Annotated in this window: 8 protein-coding genes; 7 read left to right on the top strand and 1 reads right to left on the bottom strand. The window is 69.5% G+C overall.

Features of this window, described 5'->3' with window-relative positions; all coding sequences use genetic code 11:
- The first annotated feature begins 1693 nt into the window (after positions 1-1693).
- The gene (locus ABZ646_RS21360; RefSeq protein ID WP_360521016.1) at positions 1694-2254 is read left to right on the top strand and encodes a hypothetical protein; all 561 of its coding nucleotides are present in this window, start codon (positions 1694-1696) and stop codon (positions 2252-2254) included.
- Positions 2255-2279: 25 nt separating this feature from the next.
- On the opposite strand, the gene ABZ646_RS21365 is transcribed toward ABZ646_RS21360, so the two are convergent.
- Positions 2280-2858 (bottom strand): sigma-70 family RNA polymerase sigma factor, encoded by a 579-nt coding sequence (locus tag ABZ646_RS21365; RefSeq protein ID WP_360521037.1) that lies wholly within the window; start codon positions 2856-2858, stop codon positions 2280-2282.
- 822 nt (positions 2859-3680) lie between these two features.
- Here ABZ646_RS21365 and ABZ646_RS21370 point away from each other — a divergent pair.
- The 6 genes from ABZ646_RS21370 (at position 3681) to ABZ646_RS21395 (ending at position 16257) form a co-directional block, all read left to right on the top strand.
- On the top strand, positions 3681-6998 hold the full coding sequence (locus tag ABZ646_RS21370; RefSeq protein ID WP_360521019.1) for a tetratricopeptide repeat protein: 3318 nt from the start codon (positions 3681-3683) through the stop codon (positions 6996-6998).
- 220 nt (positions 6999-7218) lie between these two features.
- On the top strand, positions 7219-8385 hold the full coding sequence (locus ABZ646_RS21375) for a hypothetical protein (RefSeq protein ID WP_360521022.1): 1167 nt from the start codon (positions 7219-7221) through the stop codon (positions 8383-8385).
- On the top strand, positions 8375-11692 hold the full coding sequence (locus ABZ646_RS21380) for a hypothetical protein (RefSeq protein ID WP_360521025.1): 3318 nt from the start codon (positions 8375-8377) through the stop codon (positions 11690-11692). Before ABZ646_RS21375 ends, ABZ646_RS21380 begins: the two co-directional genes overlap by 11 nt.
- Positions 11682-14525: an RNaseH domain-containing protein gene (locus ABZ646_RS21385; protein ID WP_360521028.1), complete on the top strand. Its 2844-nt coding sequence runs from the start codon at positions 11682-11684 to the stop codon at positions 14523-14525. Before ABZ646_RS21380 ends, ABZ646_RS21385 begins: the two co-directional genes overlap by 11 nt.
- Positions 14522-15187 carry a hypothetical protein gene (locus tag ABZ646_RS21390; RefSeq protein ID WP_360521031.1) on the top strand — a complete coding sequence of 222 codons (666 nt, stop codon included), beginning with the start codon at positions 14522-14524 and terminating at the stop codon, positions 15185-15187. The genes ABZ646_RS21385 and ABZ646_RS21390 overlap by 4 nt, the downstream gene beginning before the upstream one ends.
- Positions 15187-16257 carry a restriction endonuclease gene (locus ABZ646_RS21395; RefSeq protein WP_360521034.1) on the top strand — a complete coding sequence of 357 codons (1071 nt, stop codon included), beginning with the start codon at positions 15187-15189 and terminating at the stop codon, positions 16255-16257. Before ABZ646_RS21390 ends, ABZ646_RS21395 begins: the two co-directional genes overlap by 1 nt.
- The last annotated feature ends 84 nt before the right edge of the window (positions 16258-16341 follow it).

Genomic DNA, 16341 nt, shown 5'->3' on the forward strand with positions numbered 1-16341 from the left:
GGCGCGGATCGTCAGGGAGTGCGAGGAACTTGATGCCGTTGTCCGGCATGGCGTTGTGGCTGGCGGAGAGCCTGTCGGCTCTTAAGTTGGCCTAGCGGCCAACTACGGGCCTGACGGCCCGTTAGGTGCTGTCGTCGTGCCTGACGGCACGACTGTGTGTACGGTGCGGGGTTGGCCCTGGCGGGCCAACTTGGTTGGTTTGTGCGGGTGTTGGCGGGCCTGGCGGCCCGCTCAGCAGGGATGGTGTCCTGCCTGGCGGCAGGACGGGGTGGGTGACGGCCCCTCCCCTGGCGGGGAGGGGTGGGGTTTTGAAGCCTGGGGGTTGGGGTGCCGGCGCCTGTCGGCGCCAGTGATGTCATAACGGGGTGGTTGCACAGTTATTTGGGTGTCTGCCGCTCCCCTGTCGGGGAGCAGTGGGTGGGTGTCCGGCTGGCGCCGGTCTGAGTGGGTGTCTGTTTCTCATGGTGGCTTGGGGGTTGTCTCTGTCGTTGTCTGGGGCTTGGGTTCGTGTGGTGGGTTGGACGCCTGGCGGCGTGCCAGGTTTCTCGCGCGGTTGGTTCCGTCGGGGTGGTTGTGGTGTGCCGGGGTGCGTGTTTCTGGGAGGCTGGGGTTATGGCTGATGAGGGTTTGGTGTCCATGACGGTGAAGGTGGCTCTGGGGACGCGCTCTCGGTTGGAGGGTGTTGTGTCGCGTCATCGTGCTGTGCGGCGGGAGCTGGCACGTGATGCTGCGTGGGACGTTGGGGGCTTGAGTCGGCGTGAGGCGGATGTCGTACGTGCTCGGTGGCGTGCGGTGGTGGCGGGGTTGCGTGAGGAGGGGCGGTTGCTGGACACGGTTGACTCGTTTGTCCTGTACGGGGTTCGTCATGAGTTGGTTGTGCGGGGGTGGCTGAGGGAGTGGCCGGATGCGGGGGGCGGCGGTGGGGGTATGGGGCGTTGGCCGGGGGCGAGGGACGTGGGGTATCCGGAGGCTGTGTCGTTTCGTCTTCCCTCTGGGGTGGCGCGGCAGGTTCGGGCGGGGTGTTGGTCGGTGTCGGCCGAGGCGGTCTGTGCGCTGCGGGATTGGCGGGATCGGTATCCGGGGGTGGTGCTTACTCGGGAGGGGCGGGATCGGGGGGCGGTGGAGGCGTTGGCGGAGTATGAGCGGTGGGCGGATGAAGTTGTCACCGTGGGTGATTTTTTGCGGGCTGGGCTGGAGTGGGGACTGGCTCAGCAGTGTGGTTGAGATTTAGTTTGTAAACTTAAAAATGGCTGCTCACAGGCCTGTTTGTGTTTGCTGAGATGAGTATCGCGGGCTATCTTCGGGGTTGGCGATTCATCACAGGATGTGAAGGATGGAGGTTGGGATGGCCGCGTCGTACGAGGACTGGGGGCAGGTGCCGTGGTCGATGGCGTCCAGGACTCAGTTGCTGGCAGCTGATCTTCCGCGGGAGCCTGTGGGTGGGGTGAGCGGTCATGTGCGGACTTACCACCGCGGACGTCGCGGGGTGGTGGGGCTTTACCGGGTGGAGGCCACTCGGCCGACTGCGTCGTCTGCGCGGCAGTTGGAGGCTGCGGCGAGTCGGCGTGCCCGTGAGACGCATGTGTGCGTGGGCTGTGGTGCCTGCTGTGACCGGCCTCTTGTCGTCCGTGACGGAGAGAGGCTGTGCCCGATGTGCTGGCGGTTGCGTGATGTGGCGGCGCTGCAGGTGTCGTTGAGGCAGCGGCGTGGGGTGCTGGCCGGGTGGGCGCGGTGTCTGCTGGAGGATTCCCGGCTTGCAGTGGTGTGGGTGGAGATGGTGGAGGGTGGCCGGACGGCATCAGGGCGGGCGCGTCCGGCGGCCGCGGCCCGTGTGACGGCGGTGGACGGGAAGGGGGCGAAACTGGTGGACGTCGTCGTACGGCTGGCCGGGGCCCGCAGCCGTGAGGTGCCGGACGGTGCCTGTTCTCCTGGCGCGGCGGTGGAGGTGCTGGAGGGGGCCCTGGGTGGGCGGCGGGTGCTGGCATGGACGCAGGAGCAGGTGTCGGCGCTGACGCGCCGCCTGGGGGTGCTGGGGTGTCCGTTGCGGCTGACGGTTGTCAGTGGTCTGCCGGGGGCTGACTGGGACGGGTGGCAGACATCGGTGCGGGACCGTGTCGCGCAGTGGCGGGGTCAGCTTGACCCGGTGTCGGGGGCGCTGTTGCCGGCCTGGGAGCCGGGGCGGGCGGACCGTCTGCGGCTGCTCCTGACGCGCATGGCGAGCTCCTGTGAGTTCGCGGATTCCGAAGAGGCGTAGGTGGTGGATTGACGGGGTGGTGTGGTCAGGAGCGTGTGGGGCTGGCGAGGTGGGCCACGAGGGGGTCGGCGGCGAGGCGCTGGCGTGCCTGGAAGAGGTGGACCCGGACGGTGCTGGGGCTGATGCCCAGCTGCTGTGCGATGCGGGCGGTCGGCTCGCCGGATGCCCACAGCCAGGTGACCTGCCCCATGCGGCGGGGAAGTCTGTTGAGGGCTTCGGCCAGCCCGGTGTTGCGAAGGCTCTCGATGGCCGCGTCTTCGGAGCTTCGCTCGACGTCGTTGCTGTCCAGGGGTTCGCCGGTCGTCACTTCCAGCCTGAAGCGCGCCGAGGTGAAGTGGTCGGCCACAAGGTTGCGGGCGATGGTGACCAGCCAGGCCCCGAAGTCCCGTCCCCGCCAGGTGAACGTGGACAGGCGCTGCAGCGCTCGGGCGAATACTTCGCTGGTCAGGTCCTCAGCGGTTGCCCTGCCCCCGACCCGGTAGTAGACGTACCGGTACACCGTGTCGCTGTAGGCCGTGTAGAGCTGCGCGAAGGCTGCACCGTCGCCGGCCTGGGCGTGCTCCACGCACTGCACGATGTTGGGGATCCCGTACGCCGGCTCCACGCCCGGAAAGCGGGGAGCCGGCGATGCTGACGTCGGCATCAGCTCTCAGCCGTCGAGGCGCCGGAGCGACGGAGCACAATCCACAAAGCGGCCCCTGCTTGGACAAGGGCTGCGGTGCTGGCCGCAGCTGCGGGGGTCGGCGCGGCGATACCTACGGTGACTGCCAGCAGGACGATGACCACCAGGACAATCACTTGGCTGTGCCCGGGAACTGGTGTGCCGCAGAGGGGCCGACGGTAACGGCCTCCGGTCGATGACGGAGATCGGTGCATGGCGTGAACTCCCGTGTCTGAGAGGGCCTTTCACCGTGCTCCGGCCAAGGACTGCGGCGGAAAGCCCCGCGAGGATGACACTTCGCAGTGTGGGACGGGTCACACGCTTTGTCCAAGGCCTGCGGAGCGTGGATAAGTTCACATGTTCTGGACTAAACGCTCCTCGTGGCAGGATCGTTGAACAGTTCGCCGGTGCCTGCAGTGGCGTGGCGTCGGTGTTTAGGCAGGTGCGGAGCATGTCCGCGTCTGAGAGAGGCCCGTCGTCTTGCTCCGGCCAAGAGACTGAGGCGGCGGGCCTTTGCCCACGGCGCGTCAACGGCCTTGGTGGGGGGTGTCCTTGCCGTGCGGTGTGGTCTCAACGCCCTTCCTTTCCTGGCGAGGGCGCAGCCTCTTCGTGCGGGATTCCGGGCGTCTGGATACCTGGCCGGTTGGGTGTTCTGTGACCTGGGACCAGCGGTTCAGCCCTCTTGTCGGGCTTCGCCGGTGCAGGCCGCCGGCACGGAACGTCTCGGGTGTCGGAGGGGGTTCGTAGAGTGGGTTTGTGGTGAGAGTGCCGTGGGAGAAGCTGGCCGAGAATCCGGCGCTGTCGGAGTCTGTGGTGACTTTGCTGGTGCTGCGCTTGCGGGAACGGGCTGAGGCCGTCGACGGCAAGGGTGGGGATGGTGGCCGGGACCTGTTCGAGTACACGGATGACGGCGAACTCATCGTGTACGAGGCGAAGTCGTTCACTGGCCGGATGGACTCGGGGCGTCGCAGGCAGGTGGTGCGGTCGCTGGTGTCGGCGGCACGCCATCAGCCGGATCACTGGGATCTGCTCGTGCCGATCGACCCGACCCCGGCCGAGCAGCAGTGGTTCGACGGCCTGCGGGTCACGTTCCCGTTCGTGCGCAGGTGGCGGGGGCGCCACTGGTTGGACGAGAAGTTCGCGGCCCATCCTGATCTGGTGCGCTATGCGCTGCAGGATGCCCCTGAGTATCTCTTGGAGCGAATCGCTGAGGCCGGGGCCGGGCAGGGCGGGCTGGTCGGCGGGATTGGCGGCTACCTGCGGTGGGCCGGCTCACAGCAGATGCAGGACCATGCGCCGGGGGGCGGCGGGGTGCTGCGTCTGGGGCTGGTGCCGGATGTGAGCAAGGTATTCGTCGAGCGGGGGGCCCAGGATGTGCTGGCACGTGCCTTGCGGTGTGCGGAGGGCGATGAGGGCGGGAACGGTGCGTCCCGTCCGGTGAGGGGGCGGGTGATCGCTGGTACCGGAGGGGTGGGCAAGACGTCTTTGGCCGCCTGGTACTGCCACGCTGCTGCCGGCGATGACGGGCGCGGTGTCGACGTGCTGTTGTGGGTGACGGCGCACAGTGCGTCGGATGTGGTCGGCGCTTATGCGCAGGCGGCCGGGACGCTGGCGCTGGCGCCTGAGGGCGAGGACACCGCGACGTCGGCCCGCCGGTTCCTCAACTGGCTGCGGACAACGGAACGCAGGTGGCTGATCGTTCTTGATGACGTGCACTCCCCCGGTGTGATGGAGGGGCTCTGGCCTCCCCAGCACACTGCTGGCGACGGCAGGGTCATCGTGACCACGCGCAGCCGCGAAGGGGATCTCGCCGCCATGAGCGGCCATGCCTTCCTGCCGGTGGGTGTCTTCACCCCTGCCCAGTCGCTCGCCTGCCTGCGCGGAACGCTGCGGCGGCCCGCGGATGCCGGAAGTGATTTCGTTGCGGAGCTGACTGGGCTTGCCGAGGATCTGGGTCACCTTCCTCTGGCTCTGTCCCGGGCCGCCGCATATCTGGACTACAACGTCTCCTGCAGCGTGGCTCGTTACCGGCGTCTGCTGGCGGATCGCCGGCTGACTCTCGAACGGCTCACCCCCGCTGTGCGGGGTGGCTCTGGCGGCAGTTCGGTGGCTGCGCTGTGGGATATTTCCATCGAGCAGGCCGACCGGCACACTGGCAAGCTGGCCAGGCCGATGCTGGAGCTGGCGGCCGTTGTCGACGGAACCGCAGGTATTCCGGAGCAGTTGTTCGGCAGCAGGGCCGCCTGTGCCTGGCTGGCCGAGCGCAGTGGGGCAGGCCGGGATGTTGACGAGCTGGAAGCCGAGCTCGCGTTGGCGACGCTGGACCGCCTGCACCTGATCGACCGTGTTGGGCACGGTGGCGGCCATGCCTCTTGGTTTGTGCGTGTCCATCAGCTGATTCAGCGCGCCGTACGCGAGTACCGCGTACCCGCCGGTGAGGGCGATGCCTGGCAGCAGCGCGCCGCCCTTGTCCTGCCGGCGGCCGCACGCGCTCTGCTCGAGATCTGGCCCCACCCCGAGGACGACCAGGACCTCGCACAGCGGCTGCGGGCCAGCGCGAGTGCGCTGGCCGCCCTCGACCAGGACACGGACAGCCATCCGCTGTGGCTCGACGAAAGCGCCTGTCCGGTTCTGTTCCGGCTGGGCAACAGCGCGGGCGAGTCCGGTGGCACCGCCTGGGCGCGCGAGCATTTCAAGGAGCTGGCCGCGCTCGCCTCCCGGTACCTGGGGCCTGATCACCCTTCCGCACTGGTCGCGCGGCACATGCTGGGCCGCTGGCAGGCCAAGTCCGCGGACCTCGCGCAGGCAGTGACGACCCTGGAAAGCGTGGAGGCCGACTACCGGCGGCGGTACGGGGCCGGCGCGCTGGAGACCTTGTCGGTCCGTCACGATCTGGCGGTGGTGCGCGGGAATGCCGGTGATGCTCCAGGCGCGGTGGTCGCTCTGACGGACGTGCTCGCCGGGCGGCGGCGCGCGGGGGCAGAGCGCACGGTGATTCTCACGACGCTGCACAACCTTGCCTACTGGAAGGGCGCGGCAGGCCATGCTGCACAGGCTGCGGAGGCCTACCGTGACCTGGTTCCTGCCATGGAGGAGGAGTTCGGCAGCGATCACCACGGTCCCCTGATGGCACGTCACAACCTTGCCCGGTGGATCGGTGAGGCGGGAGACGCCGCCCAGGCCGTCGTGTTGCTTGAGGTACTTGTGCGGGACCAGACGCGGGTGCTTGGGCCCCGGCATCCGTACGTGATGACCTCTCGGCAAAGCCTTGCCCGCTGGCAGGCCGCAACAGGTGAAACTGACCAAGCCATTACCGGCTACCGGGCACTGATCCGGGACATGGGCGAGGTCTTCGACACCGATGACCCCGAGCTGCTTGCCGCCCGCCACAATCTCGCTCGGCTGGAGGCCGGGACGGACCCTACCGCGGCTGCTGCGGATCTTCAGACCGTCGCCGCGGACCGGGCTCGTATCCTGGGCTCTCGCCACCCCGACACCTTCATTTCCCGCTACAGTCTCGCGCTGTGCCTGGGTGAGGCGGGCAGAGCCCGTGACGCCGTGCGCGTGCTGGAGCTCCTGATCGAGGACCAGCTGCACGTGTTCGCCGAGGATCATCCGGGTGTTCTCGAGGCGCGTCACAGTCTTGCCGTCATGCGTGGTGAAGCGGGAGATCCGCACGCGGCGATCGCGGGACTTCGCAGTCTGGGTCCCGATCTGGAGCGGGTTCTGGGGCCCGGACACCTCAGTACCGTGAAGGCGTTCGAGGATCTCGGCGACTGGTACGCCGCCGCTGGAGACGTGCGCGCGGCGATCGAGACGTACCGGGGTCTGGTCGCGCACGTCGAGCAGCATCTCGGCGCCGGGCACGTCGCCGTCTTGACGGCTCTCGACAAGTTCGCGATGTGGCAGGGACGTGCGGGCAGGCCGGGGGAAGCCGTGCGTGTTCTGAGCGGGATGCTCTCGGTCGCGCAGCAGGTTCTGGAAAGCGATGACCCCACCATCCCCGTCATCGAGGGCAACCTCGCCTTCTGGCGTGCTCAGGTCGGCGGCCCGGGGGGCGTGGAGTCTGCGGCTCGCACCTGACCAGTGGCTGGTATCCGCCGGATGTCCAGCAGGAGCCGCGGATCAGGCGGCGCTGTGCCGGCCGGCCGCCGGCTGACCGGCAGCAGATGCGCGGCCGGTGCTGTGATGCTGCCGCAGCAAGGAGCGCTGCGGAGGGTCCGCGGCGCGTCGTGGCAGGTCACTTGGGGTTACTGCCCGGTTTAGCCGGTGACTGTCAGTGGTGGCCTCTAGCGTGTGGCGGGTGAGTCTGACACAGATCGGCCCGGTGTATTCCGGGCGGGCCAGTGCGGTACGTGCTGGCGAAGTGGTCTTGAGCCTGGTGGCGTCGGGACTGGTGGGAATGCAGGGCTGGACGGGGGTGCGGCGGCTTCAGCATCCCTATGACCGCAGTCTGCAGCTGGGACTGGACCGGCTGGCCGCCCTGTGTGTGCGGGCGGGCCGCGACGCTCCTGTGGGCGTGCAGGACCTGGTGGGTGTGTGGTGCGCCGAACGGCCGGTGGACTCCTGGCCGTTGGAGTTCGATGCCGATGCGCAGGTGGACGGGGAGCGGCTCCTGATCGGCGGCGAGCCGAGCGAGTTCTGCCTGGAGTGGGCCGTCTCGGCCCAGGACGTGGTGTCCGAGGTGCACGAGGGCACGCTGGTAAAGGAGATCAAGAAGATGGCTGCCCAGCTCGGGCGGCCGGAACTGTATGCGCGATGGCGGCTGTTCGTCACCGAGCACGCGGTGCTGGGGCCGGACGAGTTCATGGCGGCGAAGAACGCGGTGCTGGACGTGCCGCAGTGGGCCACCTGGATGGAGGAGTCCTACGGGCGGGTCACGGCGGAGGTGACACTCGGCGGGCGGGTGGCTGTGTGCGGCGGCTGCGGGCAGTGGGTCGCTCCGCGGGCGGACGGCCGGGTGCGGTGTGGGGTGTGGCGCTGTGCGCGGCGGGCCGATCTGCCCGAGCCGGTCTGGGTGGAGGCGCAGGGGGCGCGGCGGCTGGAGCCGGAGCTGGTGCGGTTCGTGGCGCTGCCGGGCGCACCTGAGCTGGATCTTGCGCGGCGGCTGGCGGCGCGGGGGGCCCGGGTGGTGCTGTATCCGAAGCTGGACGCGCTGGATCTGGTGGCCGTATGGCCCAATGGGTTCAGCGTCGGGGTGGATGTGAAGGACTGGCGCAGCCCTTATCTCCTGGCGCGGCGGATCAAGACGTTCCCGACATGGGGTACGGACGATCCGCACGCGTACAGCAGGGGGTTTCTGGTCGTTCCCCACGACCGGCTGCGTGCCAACCGCAGCTACGTGAAGATCCTCACGAGGCGCAGCGAGGCACTGCGGGCGCAGCCGCAGATCGAAGTGGTATCCGACAGGGATCTGGTGGCGTCCTGCCCCGATCTGGGCACGCTGGGGGAGGTCGTCTGTGGCCCGTGACCGCAGTGGCTGGTACAGGAAGTTCGGGCAGAAGCTGAGGCGGGCGGCCAAGAGCAACGGTCTGGGCCGTGTGGATGTGCGGCTGGTGGCGTCGGTGGAACTCGGGCTGTTCGCGCTCGGGTCGTGGGCCCGGGGTGCGGCGGCCGGTGATGCCTGGGCGTTGATGAACGGCTACGAGTTCCGTACGCGCGATCAGCGGGCGGTGGCCAGTTCGGCGGCGCTGCGGTGGCTGGTGAGCGAGCTGAAGAGCCAGAGCGACTGGGGCAGGGCTCTGCAGTCGTATCAGGCGCTGCCGGAGATGCTGCGGATGTTCGACGTGAAGGACCCGTCGCGGCCTGCGGAGCGGCGGGGTTCGCTGGCGGTGGTGTCGGACCGGGAGCAGATCTACGCGGAGGCCCTGGCGGCGCTGCCGGAGCATCGTGAGCTGCGGGTGCCTGTGGCCGAGGAGGGTGTGCGCTACCGCATGGGGCGCGCGGACGCCAGTGTGGTGGTGCCGGAGGGGATGACGCCCCTGCCTGCGCAGCGGCATGGGGCGGGGCGGCGGCGCAAGAAGGTGACGTTGCGCTGGTCGGCGCTTGCGGAGACCGCGGATCTGATGGACGCGGTGGACGCGCGGCTGGGGCTGCGCAACAACTGGCGGGGGCGCATCGACGATCTTTATCTGCTGGTGCGTCAGAGTGACGGCCGGCTGCGGACGTCGAAGAAGCTGGTGCTGGCGGACGTGATGCACGTGGTGGGCATGCCGGCCGTCGGCAAGACCACGCTGATCACGGTCGCCGCGGTATGGGCGGGTGCCGAGCCGCACCGGCGGCACACGCTGACGGTGGTCCTCGGGGATGTCGTGTCCGTTCTCGACATGGTCACCGCGCTGTGCCGGTACGGGGTGCGGGCGGCGCCGATCCTGGGGGCGGCCAACCGCGGCCGGCATCTGCAGCAGGTGCACCGCCCGGCGGACGTGCATGCCCGGGGTCTGGTGCTGCTGGAGGACCCGCGGCTGCGGTGGATCTCCACCGAGTGCGTGCTGCAGGGGCTGGCGGAGCTGACCGAGCCGCTGGCGCTCAAGGACGCCCCGTGTGTGCGCCGGCTGCGGCCGTGGGGGGCCGAGAACGGTGAGCAGCAGCGGGAGGCTGCGGTGGACTGTTCGCTGCTTCCGGTGTGCGGGCGGCACGAAGCGGCGCGGGAACTGGTGGAGGCTGCGGTGTGGGTGGCCACGCCCGCCAGCCTGATGCACTGCCGGGTTCCCGAGCAGCTGTCGCGGTATGACATGCGGTATCTGGAGCTGGCGTGGCAGCGCAGCGACGCGTTCGTGGTGGACGAGGCCGACCGGGTGCAGATCCAGTGGGACCAGGCGTTCAGTCCCTCGCAGGCGCTGGCCGGGCCGGGTGAGGACGCCTGGCTGGACGAGGTGCGGCCGCTGTTCGAGCGGCACATGCGCCATACCCGCGGCCAGCATCTGTTCAGCGAGCCGGTGCGGGACTGGTCCGTCGACATCAGTACGGCCGGGCTTTTGGTGACCCATCTGCGTGGTCTGCTGGCCGAGCACGGTCACGTGCGGGAATGGCTTGGCCAGGGCTACTTCAACGAGTGGCGGCTGGCGCTGGGGCTGGCCGGTGAGATCGCGCACCGGCCGCGGCCACGGGGGCAGGACGGCACGCCCCGGGGGGAACAGCCGGGCTTGTGGGACGCGGACGAGGAGGTCTTCAGGCGGTGGCGCTTGGTCTTCTCGACGTGGCTGGAGAACCCGGCCGGCCGTTACCGGGGCGCGGATGCGTCGGTTGCGTTCCTGCGGGATCTGACCGCACGCGGCTACCAGCCGTCGGGGCTGGTGACGCAGGAACTGGTGGAGTGGCTGCGCGAGCAGGAGGACGTCGTCCTGGCCGGGGAGCAGGCGCTGGAGCGGCTGGCGGTGCGGTTCCAGGTGACCATGGTCGTCGCCCTGCTCGCCGGGAAGCTGGCACTGCTGACCCGTGCCTGCTGGGAGGTGGAGATGGAGACCGGGCTGGAGGCCATGGGCTCCAGTCTCGTGCACCGTCCGCCGGCCGAGTATCTGCCGCTGGTGCCGGATTCCCCGATGGGCAACCTGCTGGGTTTCCAGTACCGGGAGCACGAGGGGCAGTTCGAGCAGATCGGGACGCTGTCGTTCTTCCGCTGTTCGGGGGTCGGCCGCTGGCTGCTGCTCAACCTGCCGCACCTGTACGGGGGTTCGGCGGGCGGGGAGGAGGCGGGGCCGGAGTGTCTGCTGCTGTCGGCCACCAGTTGGGCGGGGAACTCGCCGCGCTATGACGTGCAGGTCCCCGTTGCGGGGATCCTCGCCTCCCGTACGGGTGACAAGGTGCCTTTGCATGAGCGGATCATGCTCAGGTATCTGCCGGTCAGGATGCCGTCCTCCAGCGGGGCCTCGTTCGCGGTGAGGGTGTCGGGCAGGCAGGGCGAGGAGCGGCTGGAAGCGCTGCGGGAGCTGCTGGCGGGGTTGTGCCAGCGGCAGCAGGGACTGCGAGGGCCGCGCCAGAGCCTGCTGGAGGAGATCCGTGACGAGCTGCCCGAGGGGCGGCGGCGGGTCCTGCTTTTGGTGGGCAGTTACCGCGAGGCCGAGGCGGTGCTGCAGCACCTGGTCAGGGTCCGGCCCGAATGGGCTGACCAGATCCTGCAGATGGTGCCCGACGACGAGTCCGGCAGCCATCACTGGAGCAGGCAGACCATCGCCCGCGGCAAGGTGCACGCGATGGCCCGGCACACGGACGCCTGGATCCTCATCGCGCCTCAGCTCGCCATCGAACGCGGTCACAACATCCTCAACGACGACCACGTCGCCGCCCTGGGCGCGGCGTTCTACCTGGTCCGTCCCCACCTGCACCCCGAGGACCTCAGCTACCACGTGCAGACGATGAACCGGTGGGCGGTTCAGGAGATCCGGCGCTCGGTCCCCTCGGCCGGCCCCAACACGACGCTGGGCGAGCGGGCGGCGATGTTCCGTGAGCTGGCCCGCCGTATGTGGCTCGACCTGCTGGAGGGAACGCTGCAGTACGCGGCGACCGATCCCGGCTCGGCCCAGCGGCGTGCCATGGACTGGACGAACATCGTCCCGCTGGACCAGATCATCGGCCGGATGCTGCGCGGCGGCGCCACGGCCCGCGTCTACTTCTGCGACGCCGCCTTCGACCCCCGACACGACGACAGCATGCTCGTCGGCATGCTCGACGCCCTCGACGAAGCCCTCGACGGGCCCGATGAGGCGATCGCCGGACCGCTGTACCGGCCTCTTCGACAGTCCCTGCACACCCTCGTGGAGCAGCACCGTGCGCTATGACTTCTTGCAGCCCCTTTCTCTCGTCCTGCAGTCCTTCGCCGGCCATGATCTGGCGACGTACTGGACGTGCGAGTTCCCCGCGAAGTGGGCGCGGCCCCTGCGCGAACAGGTCTTCAGGCCGGCCACCGCGGAGGGCGAGGCCGAGGAGGAGAAACGGGCCATCCCTCTGTGGGCGGTCAACAGCGCGATCGCCGCGTTAATGCCGCAGGTTCTCACCCACGACGCCCGTGCGCGGCGGGGTGAGACGTGGCTGGCGTGGTCGGCGAACGCGGACGAGAAGAAACCGGACCGTGCGCTGCTGGTGGAGTTCGTCAAGGGCGGGCTGATGGCGGCCGCGCAGTACCGCAACGACCTGGCGCAGCAGCGCGGACGCCCGCCGGTGATCAACACCGCGGTCCTGGCCGGCATCCTGGACACCTTCAGCGGCCAGGACCTGACGTTCACACGCAAGACTCTCGACCTGGGGCCGGGCACCGATCCGCAGAGCGCCGACTACACCCTGGTGCCGCACGCGCTGGCCACGCATCTGTGCCTGACGGACTGGCACGTCGTCCATGGCGACGGGGAGACCGGACCGGCCTGCGAAGGAGGTACGGACGGCACGGACGAAGCCCATGGCGGCACGGACACGCAGGATGGGGTGATGGTGCGGGCGGTGCACACGACCCGGTGGCGGCGCACCGCCGTCCGGGACGGAGCGGAACTGGTGTCGTGGCCGCCGTACGTGTATGAGAGCAAGGGAGGGGTGCGCTATCCCTGGTCCTACACGCTGCGGTTGTCGGTGCAGACCAGGAGCCTGGAAGACACGGCGCGGCCGCGGCTGCACGTGCGTGTCGGGATGCGCCGCTGGGCCCGGTACAACGTGTTCGATGCGAAGCGGGCCATCGGCGTGCACCTGTTCTCCCCCTCCCCCTGGGCGGATGCCAGCAGCCCGTTCGGGCTGGCTTCCATGGCCTGGCATTCCGGCCCGGCGGGCAAGAAGGGGGGCTTCATGGGGTGGGCGGACGACCTGGTGCCCACGCTGAAGCGGCTGGGCTCGTCCGAGTTCCTGCCCGACCCGGCCGCGCTGGCCCGCGAACCGCTGGACTTTCTGGAACCCGGCGCCGGCGAGGACGGACTGCCGAGGGAGCCCGTCGCAGGTGTCCCCTACCGCCCAGGGCTGGGAAAGAACACCGGGCACGCGGTCGGCGACGGCGTCTCCGCCAAGGACAAGTGGCGCATCTTCAGCCAGCTGGTGCCCGCCCTGGACGGCTTCGCGACGGTGGACGAGCCCCATGTGCGGGTGCCGATCCCCGCCCGCACACGCCTGACCGCGGAAGAACTGCTGCGCATCGACCGCAGCGCGCTCGCCGCAGCCGCCGGGCCCCGGATCGAGATCGTGCTGTGGTGCGACACCGCCACCATGCGCGACGAAGCCCTCAGCGCACTCGCTCTCGCCCTGGACCTGCCGCTGGAGGCGGCGGACCAGCCCGGGCAGGTACAGGCGTGGCAGCAGACGTACACACTGCCCGAGCTCGAGGTACTGGTGCGGGTGGAGCCCGTGGGCGTGATCGCCGACAACCTCGAGGTCAACGAGAAACTCAGGCGCCGCAACGACCGGCTCAAGGACGCGGGCACAGGCCGCCAGGTGCAGGTCCGCAGCCGGCTCGGCCAGCCCGCGCCCGGGGTGACGTCCCGCTTCGTGCTGGTGGAGATGCGCGGCGCCGACGGGTTCACCTCCGCCGACCACGATCCCAAGATGGCGGTGCGAGCCGGTGCGGCCGGCTGCGGTGCGGTCACCCAGAACCTGCTGCCGCCAGCCGCGGCAGCGTCCGGGACCGGCCCCGGTGAGGGCGAGGACGACAACGAGGGCACGCAGGAGGAGCAGAAGAGCGCGAAGAGCCAGCGGGAGCGTGCCCGCAGGGCCATCGGTGATCTGCTGATCCGGCAGAGCGGCCTGATCCGGCCTCCGGACCGGCAGGGCACCACGGAGCATCCGCTGACCGACGTGGCCTGCCTGGGCCTGTGGGTGGTACGCCGCACCGGTGGCTTCAGGGCCGTCATGCCGCTGACCGTGGCGAGCGTGCCCGACCGGCCCCACGTGATGGTCCGCCTGCCCCACCGCGACTGGCTGACCTACCACGAGGCCTCCGTCCAGCTGGCCGCCTGGAGCAGCACCCGCACCTTCGAAAAGCCAGAGATCCAGGACTTCTTCGCCGACTGTGTGACCGAGTCCTGCGACGGCGGGGATCTCGCCCTGTTCACCCTGGCCCAGAACATCCGCTCGGCGTGCCCTGCGCTGACCAACCCGAACCTGGTCGCCGACCGGCTCGCGTTCCACCCCGACCGGCCCCTGGACGCCGAACGGTACAAGGGGCTGCGGCACATCCGGCTGCGCACCAACGTCCGTGACGAGAGTGCGCAGCACTTCGCGTACGGAGCGAGGGGCCCGCAGGACCGGGTGGGAGTCGGCGGCGGCCTGTGGGCCGCCGGTGGCAACAACCGGTTGTTCTTCTCCACCGCCGACAAGCCCAAGACCGCAGGCCCCGGGAGCCCGGGCGGCTCCCGCCTGGAGTGGCATGAGGGCAGGAACCGGGACAGGGAGATCGTGCCGAAGATCGACACGTGCAAGGACGTGTGGAATCCGCAGCTGCTGGAGCTCCTCGTGGCGGTCAAGCAGAGTGACGACCCGGCTGCGGCGTGGGCGGCCCTGGCCCATCAGCGGCGGACCGCGGCCGCGCACTTCGCCGATCCTCTGACGCTGCCGATCGAGCTGCACCTGGCCTACAAGCTCGGCAGTGTGCTGCTGCCCTCCCACCAGCTCGAACCGATCGACCAGCCGGAATCCTCGTGACGCCGCCGCCCGCACCACCGCCTGCGCCGCACGGCGAACAGCCGGACGGTGCGGGCGGACGTCTGCCGAATCTGAACGAGCGCCAGCAGGTATACCTGGAGGTGCTGTTCGCGATCGACCAGGACAACGAGAGCGCGCAGAACCGCCGCTGGCACGCCATCCGGGAACGCCAGCCAGCCGAGCAATGGCGGTGGATCACCTACGGTGTCGACCATCCGGAGGCCGAGGCCACTGCGGTCCAGAAGCAGCTGGGCCGGCGTGATGTCCTGGACTCGGGCGCCGGTGCCACGCTGGCCGCGCTGCAGCGCCGGGGACTGATCGAGCTGCAGCGACTGGCGCAGGACTCCCCCACCGGCCCCATCTGGCATACCCAGGTCCGGCTCACCCGCGCCGGACGGGCCGCCGGACGGGCTCTGCGGCCGGAATCCTCCGAAGGAGCCACCGGACCTTCGCCGCTGCCTGAGTGGCTGCAGGCCGCGCTCGAAGCCGTCGCCGCTGCCCCCGGCCAGACCCTCGCCAAGGTCGCCATCGGGCGGGTGGCGGCCCGCCGGCTCGGCCCGCACGGCCACGGCTACATCGAGGACGCCAGCGCCTGGCAGTACCGCATCACCCCGGCCGGACAGGCCTATCTGACCGCGGCCGCAGACCGGGAGAAGGACTGATGGGCGCCTTTCCCGTCAACCGACGGATCGTGTCAGAGCGGCTGACCGAGATGGTCGGCTACCGGGCGGGCTTGGCCATCACCGAAGCCGACATCCTGGCCTGTCTGGGACGTCACGGCTATGTGCACTTGTATCCGCCGCGCGAGAACGGCGTGCGGATGCGCAGCGAAGCCTTCGAGATCATGAACCGCTGCGTCGCGGACTCCTTCGTCCAGCCTGGCGCACTCAAGGCGATGCGGCCCACCTCGTTTCTCCTGCACGACCGGCTGCGGGATGCGGACCTGGTCTGGCAGACCCTGGGCTTCATCGATGCCGTGCTTGGGTCGGCCCCGCAGCAGGAGCTGGAATCGCTGGTTGCACTGCGAGAACGTGGCGCCGGCCTGCTCGTGACGTCGATGGAGGTGCACGACCCGGCCACCCGCGTGATGCTGCGGGAGACAGCTCGCCGACTGCACGGGGATGTCCTGGCTGACGCGGTCGACCTAGCCTTTTGCGAGGAGGACTTCAAGGACGCGTCCAACCCGTGGAAGCGGTGGGTACGCAGCGTCGAGTGGAGCGACGTGCTGGACCTAGCCGGTCTGTTCACCTCGGACTCGGTGACCGCATCGTACGGGCGCTTCTTCGACCAGCGATTCGTGACCTATCTGGTCGGCCAGTACGAGGATCTGGCCGCCATGCACTGGCGGAAGTTCGAAGCCCTGGTGGCGGAGTACTTCCACCGGGCAGGCTTCGAGGTCGAGCTCGGTCCGGGCCGCAACGACAACGGCGTGGACATCAGGCTCTGGGAGGCGGGCGCCGCAGACGCAGAACACCAGCCGCCGCTGATGATCGTGCAGTGCAAGCGGGAGCAACGCAAGATCAGTAAAGTGGTAGTCAAGACGCTGGCCGCCGATGTCGCCTGGGAGCAGGCCCGCACGGGCCTGCTCGTGGCCACTGCCGACTGGTCGCCCGGCGCCCGGGAAGTGGTCCGCACGCGCAGTTACCCCATCCAGGAGGTGAACGGCGAAGCCGTGCAGGCCTGGCTGAAGGCCATGCAGAGCAGCCACAGCGGGCTGTGGCTGCCCGAGTGACCAGGCCAGCAGGACAGTCCCGGCTGTGTGGGACGCCTCCGGTCCTGGCTGGAGCAGTGACCAGGCCAGCAGGACAGTCCCGGC

It is taken from the genome of Streptomyces sp. NPDC007162, from assembly GCF_040634175.1.
Taxonomy (GTDB): domain Bacteria; phylum Actinomycetota; class Actinomycetes; order Streptomycetales; family Streptomycetaceae; genus Streptomyces.

What these genes read in the sequence shown, in the direction of transcription:
- ABZ646_RS21395 (WP_360521034.1), top strand. Translation starts at nt 15,187, where the DNA reads ATGGGCGCCTTTCCCGTCAACCGACGGATCGTGTCAGAGCGGCTGACC.